This window comes from Pseudoduganella guangdongensis (genome assembly GCF_009857475.1).
Lineage (GTDB): Bacteria > Pseudomonadota > Gammaproteobacteria > Burkholderiales > Burkholderiaceae_D > Rugamonas > Rugamonas guangdongensis.
Map to the genome: position 1 here is coordinate 299,946 of NZ_WWCJ01000005.1, position 20,323 is coordinate 320,268.

General features: G+C 62.7%; 21 protein-coding genes, 1 tRNA gene and 2 pseudogenes. 12 read left to right on the forward strand and 12 right to left on the reverse strand.

All coding sequences use genetic code 11. The features are described from left to right. Nucleotides 1-5: 5 nt before the first annotated feature. Together GTP41_RS09225 and GTP41_RS09230 are read left to right on the forward strand one after the other, a co-directional pair. A complete protein-coding gene (locus tag GTP41_RS09225; RefSeq protein WP_161025271.1) occupies nucleotides 6-233 on the forward strand; it encodes a DUF2249 domain-containing protein in 228 nt (75 codons plus the stop codon). Beyond that, nucleotides 233-1,492: a permease gene (locus GTP41_RS09230; RefSeq protein WP_161025272.1), complete on the forward strand. Its 1,260-nt coding sequence runs from the start codon at nucleotides 233-235 to the stop codon at nucleotides 1,490-1,492. Before GTP41_RS09225 ends, GTP41_RS09230 begins: the two co-directional genes overlap by 1 nt. On the opposite strand, the gene GTP41_RS09235 is transcribed toward GTP41_RS09230, so the two are convergent. From GTP41_RS09235 to GTP41_RS09255, 6 genes and pseudogenes are all read right to left on the reverse strand, one after another. After that, the gene (locus tag GTP41_RS09235; protein ID WP_161025273.1) at nucleotides 1,449-2,129 is read right to left on the reverse strand and encodes a Crp/Fnr family transcriptional regulator; all 681 of its coding nucleotides are present in this window, start codon (nucleotides 2,127-2,129) and stop codon (nucleotides 1,449-1,451) included. The two genes, GTP41_RS09230 and GTP41_RS09235, sit on opposite strands and share 44 nt — an antisense overlap. Nucleotides 2,130-2,208: 79 nt before the next feature. Then, nucleotides 2,209-3,615 carry a copper-containing nitrite reductase gene (gene nirK, locus GTP41_RS09240; RefSeq protein ID WP_202419672.1) on the reverse strand — a complete coding sequence of 469 codons (1,407 nt, stop codon included), beginning with the start codon at nucleotides 3,613-3,615 and terminating at the stop codon, nucleotides 2,209-2,211. A 178-nt stretch (nucleotides 3,616-3,793) separates the two neighbouring features. Then, a complete protein-coding gene (locus tag GTP41_RS09245; protein ID WP_161025274.1) occupies nucleotides 3,794-4,537 on the reverse strand; it encodes a penicillin-binding transpeptidase domain-containing protein in 744 nt (247 codons plus the stop codon). Nucleotides 4,538-4,551: 14 nt separating this feature from the next. Then, nucleotides 4,552-5,400 carry a class D beta-lactamase gene (gene blaOXA / locus GTP41_RS27960; RefSeq protein ID WP_371867311.1) on the reverse strand — a complete coding sequence of 283 codons (849 nt, stop codon included), beginning with the start codon at nucleotides 5,398-5,400 and terminating at the stop codon, nucleotides 4,552-4,554. Between the two features lie 39 nt (nucleotides 5,401-5,439). Continuing rightward, nucleotides 5,440-6,288 (reverse strand): annotated as a pseudogene (locus GTP41_RS27965) (M56 family metallopeptidase); the annotation flags it as partial. A gap of 20 nt (nucleotides 6,289-6,308) precedes the next feature. Beyond that, entirely contained in the window at nucleotides 6,309-6,689 is a 381-nt protein-coding gene (locus GTP41_RS09255; protein ID WP_202419681.1) for a BlaI/MecI/CopY family transcriptional regulator, read from the reverse strand. A gap of 104 nt (nucleotides 6,690-6,793) precedes the next feature. Here GTP41_RS09255 and GTP41_RS09260 point away from each other — a divergent pair, with 104 nt between their 5' ends. Then, nucleotides 6,794-7,438 (forward strand): DUF6928 family protein, encoded by a 645-nt coding sequence (locus GTP41_RS09260; RefSeq protein WP_161025277.1) that lies wholly within the window; start codon nucleotides 6,794-6,796, stop codon nucleotides 7,436-7,438. Between the two features lie 60 nt (nucleotides 7,439-7,498). On the opposite strand, the gene GTP41_RS09265 is transcribed toward GTP41_RS09260, so the two are convergent. Genes GTP41_RS09265 through GTP41_RS09275 form a run of 3 tightly spaced genes read right to left on the reverse strand, consistent with a single transcriptional unit; the run spans nucleotide 7,499 to nucleotide 9,471 of the window. Then, nucleotides 7,499-8,227 carry a UDP-2,3-diacylglucosamine diphosphatase gene (locus GTP41_RS09265; RefSeq protein ID WP_161025278.1) on the reverse strand — a complete coding sequence of 243 codons (729 nt, stop codon included), beginning with the start codon at nucleotides 8,225-8,227 and terminating at the stop codon, nucleotides 7,499-7,501. 1 nt (nucleotide 8,228) lies between these two features. Then, complete coding sequence (locus tag GTP41_RS09270; protein WP_161025279.1) at nucleotides 8,229-8,720, reverse strand: peptidylprolyl isomerase; 492 nt, start codon at nucleotides 8,718-8,720, stop codon at nucleotides 8,229-8,231. Between the two features lie 31 nt (nucleotides 8,721-8,751). After that, complete coding sequence (locus GTP41_RS09275; RefSeq protein ID WP_308700841.1) at nucleotides 8,752-9,471, reverse strand: peptidylprolyl isomerase; 720 nt, start codon at nucleotides 9,469-9,471, stop codon at nucleotides 8,752-8,754. Between the two features lie 184 nt (nucleotides 9,472-9,655). Between GTP41_RS09275 and cysS the strand changes: the two genes are divergently transcribed. The 6 genes from cysS (at nucleotide 9,656) to GTP41_RS09305 (ending at nucleotide 15,756) form a co-directional block, all read left to right on the forward strand. After that, entirely contained in the window at nucleotides 9,656-11,053 is a 1,398-nt protein-coding gene (gene cysS / locus GTP41_RS09280; RefSeq protein ID WP_161025281.1) for a cysteine--tRNA ligase, read from the forward strand. After that, on the forward strand, nucleotides 11,053-11,700 hold the full coding sequence (locus GTP41_RS09285; RefSeq protein WP_161025282.1) for a DNA-3-methyladenine glycosylase family protein: 648 nt from the start codon (nucleotides 11,053-11,055) through the stop codon (nucleotides 11,698-11,700). The genes cysS and GTP41_RS09285 overlap by 1 nt, the downstream gene beginning before the upstream one ends. 66 nt (nucleotides 11,701-11,766) lie before the next feature. Beyond that, nucleotides 11,767-12,741: an acetyl-CoA carboxylase carboxyltransferase subunit alpha gene (locus tag GTP41_RS09290; RefSeq protein ID WP_161025283.1), complete on the forward strand. Its 975-nt coding sequence runs from the start codon at nucleotides 11,767-11,769 to the stop codon at nucleotides 12,739-12,741. A gap of 106 nt (nucleotides 12,742-12,847) precedes the next feature. Beyond that, on the forward strand, nucleotides 12,848-14,188 hold the full coding sequence (tilS, locus tag GTP41_RS09295; protein ID WP_161025284.1) for a tRNA lysidine(34) synthetase TilS: 1,341 nt from the start codon (nucleotides 12,848-12,850) through the stop codon (nucleotides 14,186-14,188). A gap of 136 nt (nucleotides 14,189-14,324) precedes the next feature. Next, nucleotides 14,325-15,572 (forward strand): aspartate kinase, encoded by a 1,248-nt coding sequence (locus tag GTP41_RS09300; protein ID WP_161025285.1) that lies wholly within the window; start codon nucleotides 14,325-14,327, stop codon nucleotides 15,570-15,572. Nucleotides 15,573-15,663: 91 nt separating this feature from the next. Next, nucleotides 15,664-15,756, forward strand: a tRNA-Ser gene (locus GTP41_RS09305). 263 nt (nucleotides 15,757-16,019) lie between these two features. On the opposite strand, the gene GTP41_RS09310 is transcribed toward GTP41_RS09305, so the two are convergent. Next, nucleotides 16,020-16,367, reverse strand: coding sequence for a hypothetical protein (locus GTP41_RS09310; protein WP_161025286.1), 348 nt, complete (start codon nucleotides 16,365-16,367; stop codon nucleotides 16,020-16,022). An 84-nt stretch (nucleotides 16,368-16,451) separates the two neighbouring features. Continuing rightward, a complete protein-coding gene (locus tag GTP41_RS09315; RefSeq protein ID WP_161025287.1) occupies nucleotides 16,452-17,984 on the reverse strand; it encodes a cryptochrome/photolyase family protein in 1,533 nt (510 codons plus the stop codon). Nucleotides 17,985-18,112: 128 nt separating this feature from the next. On the opposite strand from GTP41_RS09315, the gene GTP41_RS09320 reads away from it, so the two are divergent. The 3 genes and pseudogenes from GTP41_RS09320 (at nucleotide 18,113) to GTP41_RS27115 (ending at nucleotide 19,664) form a co-directional block, all read left to right on the forward strand. After that, nucleotides 18,113-18,607, forward strand: coding sequence for a hypothetical protein (locus tag GTP41_RS09320; protein ID WP_161025288.1), 495 nt, complete (start codon nucleotides 18,113-18,115; stop codon nucleotides 18,605-18,607). Between the two features lie 307 nt (nucleotides 18,608-18,914). Next, a pseudogene (locus GTP41_RS27380) lies at nucleotides 18,915-19,208 on the forward strand (GNAT family N-acetyltransferase); the annotation flags it as partial. A gap of 30 nt (nucleotides 19,209-19,238) precedes the next feature. Beyond that, nucleotides 19,239-19,664 (forward strand): GNAT family N-acetyltransferase, encoded by a 426-nt coding sequence (locus GTP41_RS27115; RefSeq protein ID WP_371867312.1) that lies wholly within the window; start codon nucleotides 19,239-19,241, stop codon nucleotides 19,662-19,664. On the opposite strand, the gene fur is transcribed toward GTP41_RS27115, so the two are convergent. After that, the gene (gene fur / locus GTP41_RS09330) at nucleotides 19,645-20,088 is read right to left on the reverse strand and encodes a ferric iron uptake transcriptional regulator (protein WP_161025290.1); all 444 of its coding nucleotides are present in this window, start codon (nucleotides 20,086-20,088) and stop codon (nucleotides 19,645-19,647) included. The genes GTP41_RS27115 and fur overlap by 20 nt on opposite strands. Nucleotides 20,089-20,323: the final 235 nt, after the last annotated feature.

Below are 20,323 nucleotides of genomic sequence, written 5' to 3' on the forward strand. Positions count from 1 at the left end.
TCATCATGAGTGCGCCTGAAATTGTCTTGGAGCTGTGCGGCATGGTGCCGCCTGAACCGATGGAGCGCGTATTGGAAGCGCTCGACCTGCTGCAACCCGGCCAGCATATCCGCATGGTCATCGACCGCGAGCCTGTGCCGCTGTACCGCATCCTGCAAAATAACGGCTACCGCTACGCCACCTCGATGCGCGACGACTATATCTACGAAATCCTGATTACCCAAGCTAACTGATGCAACGCAAGCTGGCTTTCGAGCATACGCCCGGGCTGGCGCTGCCGCTGCGTTTCCTGCTGGTGGCGCCCTGGTTTGGCGCCCTGGCCGGCCTGCTGCTGGTGTGGCAGGGTGCGGAAGCGATGTCCACGCGCTGGGCGCCGGCCACCCTGGCCGCCACCCATTTGATTACGCTCGGCTACCTGGGCATGGCCATGGCAGGCTCGCTGCTGCAAATGGTGCCGGTGGTGGCCGGGGTGGAACTGCACTGGGCGCGCAGGCTGGCGCCCGCCATCTGGGGCGCGCTGGGCGGCGGCACGTTGCTGCTGGCCTTTGGCTTCCTGTGCGGCTTACCGTGGTGCCTGCGCGCCGCCGGCGTTTTGCTGGCCGGCGCTTTTGTGCTGCTGGTGGCGGTGCTGGCGCGCGCTTTGGCGCAGCGTTCGGCGCCGGCCGCGCTGCCGGTGGTGGCGGGCATGCGCCAGGCCGTGCTGGCGCTGGGCTGCGCGGTCGCCATCGGCGTCACGCTGGTGGGCGTGCTGGTGGGCGCGGTGCGCCTGCAGCCGACCGTCTGGACCAATGTGCATGCGGCCTGGGCCCTGGTGGGCTGGGTCGGCGTGCTGGTGGTGTCGGTAGTGTTCCAGGTGGTGCCCATGTTCCAGTCCACCCAGTTGTTCCCGCGCCCGCTGGCGTTTGCCTTGCCACCTTTATGCTTGGGCGGGCTGGCGCTGTGGAGCGCCGGCTACCTGCTGGGGCAGCCCTGGCAATGGCTCGGCGCCGGCCTGGTGGGCGTGTGCCTGGCGCTGTTCGCCGTCTACACTTTACTGCTGCTGCAGCGCCGCAAGCGCGCGGCCGATGTTTCGACCTGGTATTGGTGGCTGTCGCTGGGCTCCCTGCTGGCCTGCGTGCTGGTGTTCCTGTGCCCGCTGGGCGGGGACCAGGCGCTGGTGATCGGGGTGCTGTTTATCGGCGGCTTCGCCATGTCGGCGGTGAATGGCATGCTGTATAAAATTGTGCCGTTCCTGCTGTGGTACCACGGCCAGCACGCCGGTTGCAACGTGCCGGGCGTGCGCCAGCTGATGCCGGACAGCGAGCCACGCGTGCAGCTGGCCTGGCATGCCGCCAGCGTGCTGTTGCTGCTGGGCGCCGCCTTCGCACCCGGCTGGCTGGCCCAGCTGGCGGGTGCGGTGTTGGCGGTGGCCTGCATGCGCCTGGGTTTCGACCTGGCGCTGGCCGCGTTTAGCCTTCGTAAGCTCGCAGGCGCGCAGCATCCAGAATCGTGATCTGGCGGCCGTTCACGGCAATCATGCCCTGGTCGGCCAACTCGTGCAGCACGCGCGAGAAGTATTCCGGCGTCAGGTTCAAACGCGAGGCGAGCAGCTTTTTGCTGACCGCCAGCGTGATCTCCGAACCATCGCCGGCGTCATCTTCCTTCAACAGATAGCCGATAATGCGCTGGCTGCCTGAGCGCAGCGAGTAGGCCTCCACGTCCGAAATCAAGCCATGCAGGCGGCGGCTCATACCGGCCAGCATGCGGCGCGCGAACTGCGGGTTGCGCTGCAGCTCGGCGAACACGGTGTGCTTGGAGATATGCAGCAGCATGCAGTCGCTGACTGCATGGGCGGTGACGATGTAGGGCTTTTCCATGAACATCAAAGCTTCACCGAAGCTGTGGCCCGGGCCGATGATCTCGACGATCTTTTCGTTGCCCTGGGCGGAGAGGAAACTGAGTTTGACCTGGCCGAAGATGACCATGTGGAATCCGACGCACGGATCGCCACGCTGGAACACTGCGCTACCGCGTGGGATGTGATGCTCGGTAGTGCCGGCAGCCACTAGCGACAGTTCTTCCTGCGACAGGTCTGCGAACAGCGGCAGTCGCTTGAGGAACTCGCGGGGGTCGATTTTGGGGCTTGGCATTTGGTTCTCCTGAAATGGCAAAAGGACCCCCGGCTGGGGGTCCTGTCTGGTTACGCTAATGTCGGTCTAATCCCGGGGATCAGTGGCCCGAATCGCCGTCAGGCTTGCTGTTGGTGCGGAAGATCTCTGGATTTTCCTTGCCCACCACGTGCAGCAAACCGACCAGGCCTTTTTCCATGCGCGACAGCGCGTGGTCGACCAGGATGAAGCGGCCCGGCACTTCGACTTTGAACTCGACCATCGTTGCACCGCCAGGAGCCACGGTAGTGGTCTGCACGTTTTGCAGCGGTGGCGAGGTCAGGTCGCCCAGGTTGTACACGCGGTCGAACACTTCGCCGATCACGTGGAAGCTGGAGGTGGCGTTAGGACCGCCGACGCCGAAGAAGATGCGGACGGTTTCGCCAACCTTGGCTTCCATGCGGTGGGTTTTGGTCAGCGCGTCATGGGTGCCGTTGAACATCAGGTGTTCCGGTTGTTCGGCCAGCAGCTTGTCGAGCGAGAACTCGGCTTCGCCTGGGGTGCCGTGCTTCTGCGCGGTGTACAGCTCGCCCTGCATCACGTAGAACTCGCGGTCAACCTTCGGCAGGCCGCCTTCCGGTTCCACCAGGATCATGCCGTACATGCCGTTGGAGATGTGCTGCGCCACCATCGGGGTCGCGCAGTGGTACACGTACAGGCCTGGGTTGATGGCCTTGAAGGTGAAGCTCTTGGTGCTGCCTGGCGCTGCCTGGGTGACTGCCGCGCCGCCGCCTGGTCCGGTCACAGCGTGGAAGTCCACCGAGTGGATCATTTCGCTGTCCTTGGCGTTGGACATGTCGACGTTGACGGTGTCGCCCACGCGCACGCGGATGAACGGGCCTGGCACTTTGCTGTTGAAGGTCCAGTATTTGTAGGTGGTGCCGTCCATCAGCTGGCCGACGATTTCCGTGGTGTCCAGTTTGACGTTCACGGTTTGCGGGCCGCGCTTGCCGATCGGGGTGCCTACGTTCATTGGGTTCTGCGAAACGTCGGCCGCCAGTGGCTTGGCCTTGGCTTCGACATCGCCCACGATGATCTTGCCGATCATGCCTGCCGCCACGTGGCCGGGCAGGGTGCAGATGTAGGTGAATTCACCTTTCTTGTCGGCCTTGAAGACGATGGCGGTCGATGCGCCCTTGTCCTTCAGCTGGTTCGACTTGGTTTTGAATTCGGGTACGGAGATGTCGTGGATGGCGCCGTCGCCATTGACCAGGTTGATCTGCACCACGGCGCCGACCGGCACGCGCAAGGTCGGGTTGGCCTTGCCCTTGGTCTCACCGGAGTCGCTCACGAATACCAGCTTACCGTCTGCGATATCGGTGCGCAGGGTGTAAGTCACGTCGGGGCGGTACTTCACGGCGGTGCTGCCGTTGCCGCCGTGCTGGCCGTGTTGTGCGTAAGCTGGCGCCAGGGTGGCTGCGCCGATCACCAGCGCTGCGATGGCTTTGGACATCAAGGTCGGTTTCATTTTCTTCTCACAGGTTTGTCCGGCACGGGATTGCGCCGTTTGACAGCTAAATCTTAGTTTTTAAATGCATGTTTCTGAATTGACGCAGGTCAAATTTTTGGAAAGAACTGCGGAATATCGAAACGACTCGGAAACTTTTGACTTAGATCAAGTGAGAATCAGCCCCTGAACGATGGTCTCAGGGCATCAGGCCCGGCAAGCGTGCCAGGAAGGCATCGCGCTGCTCCATGCCGCTGCCGGCGCCGGCCTGCGCGAAGACGATGCGGCGGCCCGCCTGTGCGCTGTGCTCCAGCCAGCCGACGTACCAGCCCACTTCGCGCCCGCTGCCGGTCTTGCCAAAGACGTGCCAGCCGCCGACCGTCTGCGGCCACTTCACCAGGGTGGCGGCCATGTCGTAGGCGGCGGGCTTCAGCTGCAGTTCGCGCCCGACCACGCGGCGCAGGAAGGCGATCTGTTCGTCCGGCGAAATGCGCAGGGAGGAGCCGAGCCAGGATTCGGACAGGCCGTTGTCCTGGCCCGGATCGCCGCTGACATCGGCGTTGCCGTAGTTGAACTGGCGGGTGTAGGCGGCCAAGCGTTCCGCGCCCAGCTGCAGGGTGATTTGCTGCGAGTACCAGACCACCGATTCCTTCATCCAGGTGCCCGGGCCGTGCGGCTGGCGCCACACCGGGCGCCAGTCCACGTAGCCGGGTTTGAAGGGCAGCACCGGCGCCTGCTCGTCCCACAGCACGCCGGCGTCATAGCCCATGAGCGCAAGCGGCAGCTTGAAGGTGGACATGGGCGGCAGGCGTTTATCGCACACGCCCTCGTGTACCAGCCACTTGCCGCTGGCGGCATCGGCCATGGCCAGGCAGTGTTCCGCCGAATACGCGAGCAAAGGGAGGCCCAGCCCTGCGAGCAGGGCGATGGATTGACGCTTCATGGTGGGGTCCTTGGTTAGAGTTTTGCGAGTTGCGCCGGCAGTTGGCGCAGGAAGGCTTCCTTGGTGCGCGGGCCGGCGGCGCCTTCCTCTTTTTTCTCATCCTGCGCCAGGCGGGCGAAGACGATGGTGCGCTTGCCGTTGCTGGCCCAGCCGACGAACCAGCCGTGGGAGCGCGAGAAATCGTCCTTGCCGTCCGCCCCGACGGGGGCGCCGGTGCCGGTCTTGCCGTAGACGCGCCAGCCGTTGGGCAGGTCGTCCAGGCGCAGCAGGGTGGCGGTCTGTTCCACCGCGCGCGGCGACACCGGCAGCTCGTGGCGCACCAGTTTGCGCAGGAAGTCGGTCTGTTCGTCGGCCGAAATTTGCAGCGAAGAGCCGATCCAGGACCATGCCAGGCCGTTGTCCTTGCCCGCGTCGCCGCCGGTATCGCGGTTGCCGTAGCCGAAGCCCTGCACATAGCGCTCGAAGCGTTCGCGGCCCAGTTGCCGGGTCACCTGCTGCGCGTACCACACGGCGGAATAGCGGATCCAGTCGCGCGGCGCCATGTCGCGTTTCCAGTCGGGGTTCCAGGCATTGTATGCGGCGCGGTAGGGCAGCAGCGGCGCGTGCTCGTCGCGCAGGAAGCCGCTGTCGTAGCCCATCAGGCTGACCGCGATATTGAAGGTGGAGACCGGCGTGATGCGCGCGCCGCAATCGCCTTCGCGCAGCAGCGCCTTGCCGCTGGCGGCATCGACCAAGGTGGTGCAGTTCAGTGCGGCCACCGACTGCGCGGACGGCGAAACGCTCCACGCCAAGGCCGGCTGCAGCGCGAAGTTGCCGCCCGCGATGGCGGCCAGCGCGGCGACGGTGGCGGCGCGCGCCCACATGGCGCGGCGCGTACTGGCCGGGCTGCGAATCAGGGCAACGCGCTCGGTCAGCGTGTTCGGATCGATGCTGCCGAAAGCCAGCGCGCCTTGCGGCGCCAGGTGCTGCAGCTTGAGCTGCGCCACCAGGGCCGATGCGTAAGCCTTGCGCTGCGCCGCTGGACGGCCGCGCAGCACATCGCGGTCGCAGCCCAGTTCCTGGGCCCAGGTCAGGCTGTTGCGCAGCATGCGCATGAAGGGGTTGAACCACAACAGGGTTTGCAGCAGCACGCCGGCCGACATCCACTGCAAGTCATGGCGGCGCAGGTGGGTCAACTCGTGCTCCACGATCATCTGCCGCTGCAGCGGATCGAAGTCGCGCAAATGGCGCGGCAGCAGCAGGCGCGGTTTGAACAGGCCAAGCAGCATGGGCGAGATGGGCGCATCCACCTCCAGCATGGTGGCGCCGTCTTGCGCCTTGGCTGGCGCGCCGCCTTTGGCCAGGCTGTCGAGCAGGCGGTGCGCGCGCCACAGGCGGGCGATGGACCACGCCAGGCCAAGCAGGTAGATGGCCAGCCAGGCCTGGGCGCCGCGCAGCAGCAGGGTGCGCGGCGACAGGGCCGGCGTGGCGTCGGCCTGCGCGGCGCGGGGGGCGGGCAGGGCGGTGGCAGCGGCCGCCGGCAGGAATTGCGTGACGGTGCGCGTGGCGCCTTCCAGCGGCGGGATCAGGCGCACGCGTTGGCTGTGCGGCAGCAGCATCAGTACGAAGATCGCCAGCACGGTCAACTGGCCCAGCAGCCACAGGCTGCGCTGCATGGCCAGCGCCGGCAGGCAGCGGCGCAGCAGGGCGCTGATGGCCCACACGCTCAAGCCGGCAGCCAGGCAACCCAGGCTGGCCAGCAGGAAGCGCATGGTCAGGAGCTCCAGGCCGCTCACTTGGCGTCTTCCTCATCGGGCCAGTCGGACAGCATTTGCTCCAGCTGCGCCAGTTCGCCGGCATCGACCAGTTTGCTGCCGGCGAACATATTGACCGGCAGCGGCGTATCGAGCTCCATGATGCGCGAGCCGAAATCGCGGGCGTAGGCGGCCAGGGTTTCCACCTTATCGAGCAGCGCCTCGTAGACTTGCACGCCATGGCGCACGTGCTGCGCCAGCATCTGCTTCTCCATCATGCGCTCCACGGTCTTGCGGGTGGACGAGAACGACCAGGCCAGATCCTCCTCCACCGCAGCATGGATTTCGCGCGCGCTCAAAGGCGCCTGGCGCCACAGGGCTTTCAGGATGCAGAGTTCGGGAGTGGACGGGATCAGCATGACAGACATTTATGTGACGAATGGTGACAGTATGTGACAACTGTCGCAATCGCGTCAAGCATTTATCATGGTAAGCTTTTTGCAATGTGAACGAAGGGGCAAGTATGGGCGCAAAAACATGGATGCTGATGTACGCGGAAGGCGACCCCGCCGAGATCCTGCGCTCCCGGCCAGTGCTGGACCGGGCGGCCAGCGAGGCCCTGCTGGCGCAGCTCTTCCCAGGCAAGCGCTATAAGGCGGCGGACGACCTGACGCTGGCCCAGGCCTGCCCCAGCGGCCGCAATATCCTGGTCGGCTGCTTCCCGGGCCTGTCGATCGTCGCGGCGGACGAACTCGCCATCGACACCCCCAGCCAGCTCGACCAGCGCTTCCTCGATATCGCCGCTGGCCGCACGGTCTACTTGCACATCATGTACAGCGTGGTTGACTGGTTCGCCTACGCGATCTGGAAAGACGGCAAATGGCAGCGCTCATTGAGTGTCGCCCCGGACGGCGGCGTTCTGGAAGAGCTCGGCGAACGCCGCCCCTTCGAAGCGGCATACTGGGCCGGCGCCTACCCCGCCATCGACCCCGATGATGACGAGCCCAGCACCTACCCCTTACCGTTCCACCCGCTCGACCTCGGCGAAGCCGCCCTGGAAGCCCTGTTCGGCTACCAGCTCGAAGGCGACAACGGGCCGTCGCTCCTCGATCCCGAGAGCATTCCCTTGATGGCCTTCAAGCCTGTCAGTTGGTGGCGGTTCTGGTAATTCGGGGTCAGGTCTGACAATCGGACAAATTATGCGCGAAGCGCATAATTTGTCCGATTGTCAGACCTGACCCCGAATCTGCGAGATGGTGCCGTCTTCGGCAATGGCGAGCCAGCCGCCGCGCGGGGGCGTGGCTTCGGGTTCCCAGTCAGGCAGGACGTAGCGGCGGGTGCCGCCAACTTCGTGCAGGGCGGGGCGGTGGGTGTGGCCGTGGATCATGATCGAAGTGCCGGTCTGGGCGAAGACCTCGGCGATCGCTGCTGGCGTCACGTCCATGATCTCATACGACTTTTCGGCGTGGCCTTGCTTGCTCTGCTCGCGCAGGCCGGCAATGATGTGCTTGCGCTGTTCCAGCGGCATGGACAGGAATTGCTGCTGCCACGCGGGCTGGCGCACTTGCGCGCGGAAGGCCATGTATTTGACGTCCTGGGTGCATTGGGCGTCGCCGTGCAGCAGCACGATGCGTTGGCCGTAGGCGTCGATGACCCAGGTTTCCGGCAGCAGGGTCAGGCCCGCTGCGGCGGCGAATTGTTCGCCGACCAGGAAATCGCGGTTGCCTGCGATCCAGAATAGCTGGACGCCTGCGTCGCTGACGCGGCGCAGGGCGGTCACAATCTGTTGGTGGAACGGATCCGGCAGGTCGTCGTCGCCCGCCCAATATTCGAAAATATCGCCCAACAGGTAAAGCTGCTTAGCGCCCAGCGCGTGCTGGTCGAGGAAGCGCAGGAACGCTTCCGTCAGCACCGGCCGCGCCGGCTGCAAATGCAGGTCTGATACGAAGAGGATCAAATTACGCCGCTTCGATCTTTTCGATGATGACGTCTTCCGCTGGCACGTCGGCGAACATGCCGGAGCGGGTGGTTTTTACGCCTTTGATGGCGTCAACCACTTCGGTGCCTTCGGTGACTTTGCCGAATACGGCGTAGCCCCAGCCGTCCTGGCCTGGGTAGTCCAGGAAGGAGTTGTTCTTCACGTTGATGAAGAACTGGGCGGATGCGGAGTGCGGCGCCGAGGTGCGGGCCATGGCCAGGGTGTATGGCTCGTTTTTCAGGCCGTTCTTGGCTTCGTTTTCCACGGTCTGGTCGGCTGGCTTTTGTTTCATGCCTGGCTCGAAACCGCCGCCCTGGATCATGAAACCGTCGATGACGCGGTGGAAGATGGTGTTGTTGTAGTGGCCGGCCTTCACGTAGTTCAGGAAGTTCTCAACAGTCTTTGGCGCTTTTTCCGCGTCCAGTTGGGCAACGATGGTGCCTTTGTTGGTGGTGATGGTGATGGTGGTCATCTTGTTGTCCTTTTGTGTTTCTAAAAAAGCGTTATTTTACAGGCTCTTGCGCCGGAGCAGGAGTGGCCTCCTGAATCGGGGCAGCTTGCGCCGGTTGGGTCGGCTCGACTGCCGGGGCAGGTTGTTCGACCGGCGGCGGCGCAGGCGGCGCTGGCGGCACGATGCGGGTCTTGAGGATGGTGGCCGATTTGACCACGACCGGGATCACGGGAATGTTCTGGAAGCCGGGTTTGTCGTCCACCAGCAGCACCTTGATCTTGTCGACCGTTTCCTTGCCCTGGATGACTTTGCCGAAGACGGCGTAGCCGTGGCCCTTGGCGTTCGGGTAGTCCAGGCCGATATTGTCCACCACGTTGATGAACCATTGCGACTGGCCGGAGTCGGGCGAGTCGTGGCGGGCCATGGAAATGGTGTACGCCAGGTTGGACAGGCCGTTCTTCGCTTCGCTCTTGATGGTGGGGCGCAGCGGCATCTTGGGCTTCATGTCGGCGGTGTAGCCGCCGCCTTGCACCATGAAGCCGTTGATCACGCGGTGGAAAATGGTGTCCTTATAGAAGCCGCTTTTAACGTAAGCGAGGAAGTTGGCCGTGGAAATGGGCGCTTTTTCCTGGTCCAGCTCGACGACGATCTCGCCCAGGGTGGTTTTGATCGAGACTTGCGGGTTGTCGGCGGCCAGGGCGATGCCGCTGCCCATCAGCAGGCTGCCGCTGACGATGCCGGCGGCAAAGGCGATCCAGGTCAACTTCTGCATTCTTGTTTTATTCATAAGGTTTGATTCTCGCGTAGTCGAAATTTTCGGTGCTATACTTCGGCAGACGTTCCATTCTAACAAAGTAGAACTATAACAAAGGGTAGGTACATTCCCCTGTAATCCACCGAGCACCGGTGCGGCGCCCCAGGCGTTTCGCGCCCGTCGCCCGTTTACTTCTAGTCCGATGAGCAATTTAAAGATCTTCAACACGCTGGCACGCGAAAAGCAGTCGTTTAAACCCATTGAGGCGGGCAAAGTCCGGATGTATGTCTGCGGCATGACCGTTTACGACTACTGCCACGTGGGCCACGGCCGTATGCTGATGGCGTTTGACGTGATCTACCGCTGGCTGAAGGCGTCGGGCTATGACGTGCGCTACGCGCGCAATATCACCGATATCGATGACAAGATCATCAAGCGTGCGGTGGAGAATAAGGAAACCATCGGCCAGTTGACCGGCCGTTTCATCCAGTTCATGGAAGAGGATTGCGCTGCGCTGGGCATCCTGGCGCCGACCGACGTGCCGAAGGCGACCGAGTACGTGCCGCAAATGCTGAGCATTATCGAGAAGCTGGAAGCCAAGGACCTGGCCTACAAGGCTGCCGACGGCGATGTGAACTACGCTGTGCGCCAGTTCGAGGGTTACGGCAAGCTGTCCGGCAAGTCGCTGGACGACCTGCGCGCCGGCGAGCGTGTGGATGTCAACACCGGCAAGCGCGACCCGCTCGACTTCGTGCTGTGGAAGGCCGCCAAGGAATCCGAGCCGGAAGAGGTGAAGTGGGACTCCAAGTGGGGCCGCGGCCGTCCGGGCTGGCACATCGAGTGCTCCGCCATGTCCTGCTCCCTGCTGGGCGAGACCTTCGACATCCACGGCGGCGGCGCCGACCTGCAGTTCCCGCACCACGAAAACGAGATCGCCCAGTCGGAAGGCGCCTCCGGCAAGCAGCTGGCCAATTACTGGGTCCACAACGGCTTCGTGCGCGTGGACGGCGAGAAGATGTCCAAATCCCTGGGCAATTTCTTCACCATCCGCGAAGTGCTGAAGCAGTTCGACGCGGAAGTGGTGCGCTTCTTCATCCTGCGCGCGCACTACCGCAGCCCATTGAACTACTCCGACGTGCACCTGGAAGACGCGCGCGGCGCGCTGACCCGCTTGTATACGGCGCTGGACGGCGTGCAGGGCGACGGCCAGCCGCTGGACTGGAACGAAGACAACGCCAAGCGCTTCGCCGAAGCGATGGACGATGACTTCAATACCCCGATCGCGGTGTCGGTGCTGTTCGACCTGGCGTCGGAAGTCAACAAGACCAAGTCGCCTGTCGCCGTGCGCCAGCTGAAAGGCCTGGCCGCCGTGCTTGGCCTGCTGGAGCGCAGCCCGGAGGAATTCCGCAAGGCCGCCCCGAAAGGCGCAGCAGGCGAGGGCATGGACGAAGCGGCGATCGAAGCCGCCATCGCCTCCCGTGCCGCCGCCAAGAAGGCGCGCGACTTCGCCACCGCCGACAAGGTGCGTGCCGACCTGCTGGCAGCCGGCATCGTCCTCGAAGACAAGCCTGACGGCACCACCAACTGGCGCCGCGCGTAATGGTCCTGTCCAGGGAAAACGGGGAACAGGCCCCGGTGCCACCGTATTGGGAGGAAGCCAAGGCGGAACTCATGAAGCGCGACCGCATCATGAACCGCCTGATCCCCCATTTCGGCGATCTGCACCTGGTCGGCCACGACGACCCGTTTACCACCCTGGCGCGCGCCATCGTGAACCAGCAGGTCACCACCCAGGTTGCCAACGCCGCCTGGGCCAAGCTGCTGGAAACTTGTCCGAAATTTAACCCGGCGGCGGTGCAAAAAGCCGGCGCCGCTGCATTGGCGGGCTGCGGCCTGTCCAAGCGCAAGGCCGAATACATCCTGGATTTAGCCGACCATTTCAAGAATAAGAAGGTCCACGCCGCCCAATGGGCGCAGATGGATGACGAGGCAGTGATCGCTGAACTGGTTCAGATCCGCGGCATTACACGCTGGACAGCAGAGATGTTTTTGATATTTAATCTGCTCCGACCTAATGTGCTGCCGCTGGACGACAGCCGGCTGATCGCTGGAATCAGCCTAAACTATTTTTCCGGCGAACCGGTGTCGCGCAGCGATGCGCGCGAAGTATCGGCCAACTGGGAACCCTTCCGGACTGTCGCCACCTGGTATTTATGGCGTAGCCTGGACCCGGTTCCGGTAAAATAGCGCAAATTCTCACGGCAGCCCGGCCAAAAGCGGGGCTGCCGTGGTAGCAAAACACTTGGAGGTACAATGATTAAAACGACTTTCCTCAATTTTGAGCAACCGATCGCGGAACTGGATTCCAAGATCGAAGAGCTGCGTTTCGTACAAGACGATTCGGCCGTCGATATCTCGGAGGAGATCGACCGCCTGGCCAAGAAGAGCCAACAGCTGACCAAAGACATTTACGCCAAGCTGACCCCTTGGCAGGTTTCCCAGATCGCCCGTCACCCGCAGCGTCCATACACCATGGACTACGTGAACGAGATCTTCACCGACTTCCACGAACTGCACGGCGACCGCACCTATGCGGACGACCAGTCCATCGTGGGCGGTTTCGCCCGTTTCAACGGCCAGCCATGCATGGTGATCGGCCACCAGAAGGGCCGCGACACCAAAGAGCGCGCCATGCGCAACTTCGGCATGCCGAAGCCGGAAGGCTACCGCAAGGCGATGCGCCTGATGAAGGTGGCCGAGAAGTTCAACCTGCCGATTTTCACCTTTGTTGACACCCCGGGCGCTTTCCCTGGCATCGACGCGGAAGAGCGCGGCCAGTCGGAAGCGATCGGCCACAACCTGTATGTGATGGCGGAACTGAAAGTGCCGCTGATCGCCACGATCATCGGCGAAGGCGGCTCCGGCGGCGCGCTGGCAATTGCGGTGGGCGATTCGGTGCTGATGCTGCAGTATGCGACTTACTCGGTGATTTCGCCTGAGGGTTGCGCTTCGATCCTGTGGAAGACTTCGGAGCGCGCGTCGGATGCGGCCGAGGCGCTGGGCCTGACTGCGCATCGCCTGAAGGCGCTTGGTCTGGTGGACAAGATTGTTAACGAGCCGCTGGGCGGCGCGCATCGCGATCCGAAGGAAATGGCCAAGCTGCTCAAGCGCGCGCTGGCGGATTCCCTGCGCCAGTTCCAGGGCGTGAAAACCAAGGACCTGCTGGCTGCCCGTCATGAGAAGCTGATGGGTTACGGCAAGTTCAAAGAAACCACTGCTTCCGAGTAAACCCCGGAGAACCTGGGTCAGACCCAAGGGTCAGACCCAGACTGGCGGCTGCCGCGTATCAGGGTCCGACCCTTGGGTCGTACCCTGGTTTGCCGGGTTAAAAACCATGCGCCTCAACGAACTCCTCCAGCACCTCCCCCCCGGAAAAATCGCCATCGCCTACAGCGGAGGCCTCGACAGCAGCGCCTTGCTGCACCTGGCCGTCGCCACCGGCCGCGAACTGCACGCCTTCCACATCCACCACGGCCTGAGCCCCAACGCCGATGCCTGGGAAGCGCACTGCCGCGCCGAATGCGAGCGCCTGGGCGTAAAGTACGCCAGCCGCCGTGTCACCCTGAGCGACCGCAGCGAAAACTCCGCCCGCAAGGCCCGCTACGCCGCCCTCGGCGCCCTGTGCACCGAACACGGCGTAGAGCACCTGCTCACCGCCCACCACCTGGACGACCAGGCCGAAACCATCCTCCTGCAGCTGCTGCGCGGCTCGGGCGTGGCCGGCCTGTCCGGCATGGACGCTTCCAACCACGCCGCCGGCCTGCTCGGCACCGCCAGCGTGCTGCTGGTGCGCCCGTTGCTGCAAGCCAGCCGCGCGCAACTGGAAGAGTATGTGCGCGAGCACGGCATCGCCCATATCGAAGACGAGTCGAACGCCGACCTGCGCTATGCCCGCAACGCACTGCGCCATGAAATCATGCCCAAGCTGGCCGCCGCCTATCCCGGCTACCAGGAGCGCTTCGCCCGCAGCGCGCGCCACGCCCAAGCGGCGCAGCGCCTGCTGACCGAGCAAGCCGCAGAAGACCTGCAGTCCTGCCTGGCCGGCGCTGCCGGCGCCACCTCGGCCTCCGACGTTGAGGCGAGCCTGGACATGGCGAAGGTGAGGGCGCTCAGCGCCGACCGCATCGCCAACCTGCTGCGCCACTGGTTCACCGAGCGCGGCATCCGCCTGCCATCGTCCAACTGGCTCGCTGAGATGCAGGAGCAGGCCCTGACCGCGCGCGACGACGCCAACCTCAAAGTCACCCACCCCGACTGCGACGTGCGGCGCCACCGCGACCGCCTGTACCTGGTGCCGCGCCGCCCCGAAGCCGACGCCGAGCAGGAAGAGGTGTTCCGCTGGGACGGCGAAGCCAGTATCGACTTCCCGCATTTTGGCGGCACCCTGCATATCGAACCGGCCGAGTTGGGCCTGGACCCCGCCTGGCTGCGCCAGCAGATGCTGACCATCGCCTTCCGCAGCGGCGGCGCGCGCCTGAAACCAGCCCGCAACCGCCCCACGCGCACCCTCAAGCAGCACTACCAGACCCTGGGCATCCCGGCCTGGGAGCGCGAGCGCATGCCCATGGTATCGATCCCCGGCCATACGCTGTATGCGGGCGGGATCGGCATGGATTGCCGTAAATTAAGCTCGGATGGCGATCTTCGTTTGGTATTTCGCTGGGAAGCCAAATAATCGTCGCCGACGGCTGTCTATACATATGAACTTATGCCAATTCGGTATGAGAGTATGAACTTTTTGTCTTGAGATTTTGCATCGCAGCATGTAGAGTAAAGGGCTCCCTTTATCACATCAATGCGGAAAAATCAGCATGGCTTTAATCGTTCACAAGTACGGCGGCACGTCGATGGGCTCGACGGAACGCATCAAGAACGTCGCGCGTCGCGTCGCCAAATGGCACGACGCAGGACACCAGGTAGTGGTGGTTCCGTCGGCAATGTCCGGCGAAACCAACCGCCTGATTGCGCTGGCAAAAGAGATCCAAAACCCGCCAGACCCACGCGAACTGGACATGATCGCCTCCACCGGCGAGCAAGTCTCCGTGGGCCTGCTGTCGATGGCGCTGCAAGCCATTGGCAAGGACGCGATTTCCTACACCGGCTGGCAAGTAGCGATTAAAACCGATTCCGCCTTCACCAAAGCCCGTATCCAGTCGATTGAAGACGGCCGCGTGCGCGAAGACCTGGAAAAAGGCCGTATTGTGATCATTACCGGCTTCCAGGGCGTGGATGAAAACGACAACATTGCCACCCTGGGCCGCGGCGGCTCCGACACCTCGGCCGTGGCGATTGCCGCCGCGCTGAAGGCGGACGAATGCCTGATCTACACCGACGTGGACGGCGTCTACACCACCGACCCACGTGTGGTGTCCGAAGCGCGCCGCCTGAAAGCGATCACGTTTGAAGAGATGCTGGAGCTGGCCTCGCTGGGCTCCAAAGTCCTGCAAACCCGCTCGGTGGAATTCGCCGGCAACTACCGCGTACCGACCCGCGTGCTGTCCTCGCTGACCGATCCGCTGATGGATCTGGAAGAAGAAGCCAACTCGGGCACCCTGATTTCGTTTGAGGAAGACACACACATGGAACAAGCAGTCATCTCCGGCATCGCCTTCAACCGCGACGAAGCCAAAATCACCGTACTGGGCGTGCCAGACCGTCCAGGCATCGCGTACCACATCCTGGGCCCGGTTGCCGAAGCGAATATCGAAGTCGACATGATCATCCAGAACCAGGCAGTCGACGGCAAGACCGACTTCACCTTCACCGTGTCGCGCAACGACTACCAGAAGGCCATGGATGTGCTGCACAACGAAAAGGGCGAGATCGGCCACCACACCCTGGTGGGCGACGCCAAAGTGTCCAAGATCTCCGTGGTCGGCGTGGGCATGCGCTCGCACGTGGGCGTGGCATCGCAGATGTTCAAAACCCTGTCGGAAGAGGGCATCAACATCATGATGATCTCCACCTCCGAGATCAAGATTTCCGTCCTGATCGACGAGAAATACATGGAGCTGGCCGTGCGCGCGCTGCACAAGGCGTTCGAGCTGGAAAAAGCGTAAATATTTCCAAAAAAGCTGCTGTATTACCCTTGACCAAAGCAAGGTCGGTCTTTAATATAGCGGTCGCGTTGACGCAGTAATACATCAACGAGGAGACGTGGCCGAGTGGCCGAAGGCACTTCCCTGCTAAGGAAGCATACGGGCAAAACCTGTATCGTGGGTTCGAATCCCACCGTCTCCGCCAGATTCAAGCAAAAAGCCCCGACTAGTTCGGGGCTTTTTGTTTTTTCTTCATCTGATTTCTACCACCTATTCACCTTTCGGATTACCCGCAGGGACCGCCATGGCGGGAATGCTGCGGTCTTTCAGCGCCCCCGCTACCAACGTGTCCAACTCGCCCGCTTGGGCTAGAGGGGCAAGCAAGCCCAGGCCACCAAGAAGAATGTATTTTATGCGCATGGCCGGTCCTTAAGACTTGCAATCATCCTATTGCAAGGGGGCCAGCGTTCATGTGCCGAGCAAGAACTTGGCAGCGATACCTGTCAGTCCGAGAGCGATCGAGACCAGGATGCCAATTAACCATCGCTTAGCCTCCTTGGCTTCCTTGCGGCTCTGTGCCGCAGCTGTGCGGCTCTCAGCGCGGCATTCGGCGAATCCTCGTTCCATGCTTGCGCGGACTTCCCGGAAATTCTCGTCATTACTGGCTTGCTGGGCTGCCAGTCTCCGGTCGAGGTATTCGCGTAGGTCAACCAGCTCACCATGTAGTAAGTCGACTGATCTTTGCAAGCGTGCATTGCTTTCGCGCAGGGATTCCATTTCGACTTCAAGCTTAATGATGCGTGTTTGGTCGTCCATGACGCAATCGTGGGGCCGCGTTTTGAGGTTGGACAGCATTGGCGCAAGAAAGTTCAATCGAGTTTGCGAAGACCTCCGGCGTCGTTACAGTTTGTCCAGCCTGTTGCGTAGCAATACACTTTGCTCTGCAATTGCGGCGTGCTGCTCGGGCGTCATGCGGCGCAGTTGCTGGTAGACCATGCCGAGCCGATGGTTGCCTTCCAGCTTGTCTCGATTGCGGTTGAAGAAGTCCCAGTACAAGGCATTGAAAGGGCAGGCCCGTTCGCCAACGCGCTGCTTCTTGTCGTAGTGGCAGCCCTTGCAGTAATCGCTCATGCGGTCGATATAGGCGGCGCTGGAGACGTAGGGCTTGGTCGCCAGGAGGCCGCCGTCAGCGTACTGGCTCATGCCGAGTGTGTTGGGCAGCTCGACCCATTCGAAGGCGTCGATATAGATGCCGAGGTACCACTGGTGTAATTCCTGCGGCGACAGTCCGGCCAGTAGGGAAAAATTCCCGATCACCATGAGGCGGTTAATGTGGTGGCTGTGCGCGTGCTCCAGTGATTGGCCGATGGCGGACGCCACGCAGCGCATCTGCGTTTGTCCGTTCCAGAACCAGTGCGGCAGCGGGGTTTGGTGATCGAAGGCGTTCAGCGTGTCGTAGCCCGGCATGCGGTGCCAGTACACGCCGCGCACGTATTCGCGCCAGCCGAGGATCTGGCGGATATAGCCTTCGGCCGCTGCGATGGGCACGTGGCCGTCGCGCCAGGCGGCTTCCACGCGCTCGACTACCGTGCGCGGGTCGAGCATCTTGGTGTTCATGGCGAAGGAGAGCAGGGAGTGGAACAGGCGCCAGGCCTTGTAGCTCATGGCGTCCTGGAAGCGGCCGAAGTGCGGCAGCGCGTTCTGCACGAACTGGTCGAGCTGCTCCAGTGCTTCGTCGCGGTTCAGCGGCCAGCGGAAGGCGTCGGCATGCGGTTCGCCGAAGCTGCGCACGCCGGCGCGCTGGATGGTGTCCCATAGCGCGCTGTGATCGTGGTGCGGGCGGGTATCGGCCGGCTCCCACGGCATGCCGTTCCAGGATTCGCGATTATCGTGGTCGAAGTTCCAGCGGCCGCCGGCTGGTGCGCCGGTGGGGCCGACCATTACGCCGTGGCGCACGCGCATGTGGCGGTAGAAATGTTCCATTACCCATTGCTTGCGCTGGCCGAAGATGGTTGCTGCTTCGTCGCGGCCGGCATAGAAATGCTCGGTGTCCGACATCTCGCTGGGAAGCGGCAGGCGCGCGGCGTAGTCGCGCAGTTGCTGGTCGAGCCGCCATTCGTCGGGTGCTTGCCAGCCGAAGGCTGCGGCATCGTAGTGGGCGAGCAGGTAGTCGAGATTTTCGGGGAAAGCCTGGCGGTTGTCCGCGTCGTCAATGCGCATGTAGTGCACGCGGTGGCCTTGTTGGCGCAGACGCTCGGCAAAGTCGCGCATGGCGGCGAAGATGGCGATGATCTTTTGCGCGTGGTGGAGGACGTAATCGGTTTCCTGGCGCAGCTCGATCAGCACATAGACCACATCGTCGCGCACGCTGGAAAACCAGCTGTGCTGGCAGTTGAGCTGGTCGCCGAGGATCAGGCGGATGGTGGATTTCATAGGGCGAGAGTCAAAGTTACCGATTGGTAGCAAGTTTAACGCATAAGTTTCGTCTGCTGCACTTGCTGGCTCGAAATAACTGTATATAATCACAGTATTTTCAACAAGCCAACTTTGGAGTGGGGACGATGGACGATGTGATCGACGTTGCGGAAGAGGTGCTGGTGCAGGAAGACCGCCTGTGGCAGGGCAATGGCTGGACTGCGCGCGTCATCAAGAACGAGGACGACGACGGTTGGGCGGTGGCGATGGTCAAGGATGGCGAGGCGGAACCGGCGCTGGTCGGTCCCTGGACCATGGGCCGCGACAAGAAGAACCCTAAGCCGCTCGACGTCGGCGCTTTCAACACCCTGGTCAAGACTGCCAATGAGGTGATTCGCCGCCACGAGCAGCAACTGCACGCGCAACTGCACAAGAGCGTGCGTGTGCATACGAACGGCGCTGCCTACGTCACCGTTAACCTCGATATCACGCCGGATGAAGACGATCCATACGCGACCCTGACCGCTTTCGACCCTTTCGGCGAAGAGCAGGCGCAGGTGCGCGTGGCGCCGAACTTCAAGTTGAGCGTGGCGAGTGCGACTGCCTGGATGGAGTCGGGCTATCGTAAGCCTTCGGCCTGACAGGGAGGCGAGCATGGACGTGGCGGATGTGGCTTCTGCGTGGGCCAAAGGCTGGACGCTGACGCGCGATAAGGCGTCGCCCGTCAGCACGGGCTATGGCTGCAAGATCGACCTGGGCCTGCCGGATCACCTGGAGCGGCATGTGGTGGTTGATTTCGATGCACCGCTGGTGCGTGAACTGGCCGGTGGCCTGCGCACGCCTGGCACCTGGCTCAAAGTCTGCGCGGCGGCGGAGGATGTGGCTCCGCTGCTGCACGAGCGCTGGCAGGTCCAGGCGCCGGAGTACCTGATGGCGGTGGTCCTGGGCATGGACACAGCGGTTGCGCCGGAAGGCTATCGTCTCGTCGTCTCCAACGTGGGCGCGGTCATCGAAGTGGAAGTGCGCGATTTGCAGGGCGAGCTGGCGGCACGCGGGCGCGCTGCGCATAACGGCGGCTTCGCCACCTTCGACCAGATCGTGACCGAGCCTGCACACCAGCGGCGCGGCCTTGGGCGCCTCGTCATGGCGGCCCTGGGCAATTACGCGATCGCGCAAGGCGCTACGCTGGGTGTGCTGGTCGCCACGGATCAGGGCCGGGCGCTCTACCAAACGCTGGGTTGGCGGCTGGTGTCGCACGTCACCGCAGCGGTGGTGCGCGCGAGCGTGATAGAGGTGGTGGAAGATGCCGATCCCGCGTTCGAAAACCTGCTTGGCAAAGGGCTGGAGGAATTCAACCTGCAGGCAGCGGGTTTTAGCGACCAGCGCCCGCTTTGTGTGATTGTGCGCGATCCGGACAGCGGCGAGGCTCTGGGCGGCATTGTCGGCAGGACCTCGCTCGGACTGGCGTTCCTGGACTTGTTCCATCTGCCGGCAAGCGTGCGCGGCACGGGCATGGGCACGCGGGTGCTGCAAGCGTTTGAAGACGAGGCGCGCAAGCGGGGCTGCCGCAACGCGGTGCTCTACACCATCAGCTTCCAGGCGCCCGGGTTTTATGAAAAGAACGGGTGGGTGAAATTCGGCGAAGTTGAATCCGATTTGGAGGGTGTCAGCCGCGTCTTTATGAAGAAGCGGCTATAGCACCTGCCTGCTGTTCGGAGCAGATGCGGCATTGGCCGTATAGCGACAGCGTGTGCTCGATCAGCGCAAAGCCGCGCTGTTCGGCGATGACGCGCTGGCGCTTTTCAATGTAGGGATCGACGAATTCCTCGACCCGGCCGCACTGGGTGCACACCAGGTGGTCGTGGTGCTTACCGGTGTTCAGCTCAAAACGCGCGGGGCCGTTTTCGAACTGGTTGCGCGCCAGGATGCCGGCTTCTACAAACTGCATCAGCACACGGTAGACGGTGGCCATGCCAATGTCTTCGTGCTCTTCGAGCAGAAGGCGAAACACGTCTTCCGCCGTCAGGTGCTGGTCGCGCCCTGTGTGGAAGAGCTCAAGAATGCGCTGGCGAGGTGCCGTGACCTTCAATCCGGACGCGTGGATATCTCGGGCAGTGTCCAAGGGAGTTCTCCATAGTATTTTTGCAAATTTTAAGGTAAATGAGAAGCATTTGCAATTGACCCAATGCGCGGCAAGCCTCGGCCTTCAGGCCGAGGTCAAGAGCGCGGATGCCGCAGGCATCCTTCCGTGCGACTGCGATACGGAATGCTGTATAAAATTACAGTATGGAGCGCCTTCAATCATATCGATTTGAGTTGATGCCAAACGGCCGGCAGCGGCGGGCAATGCAAAGCTT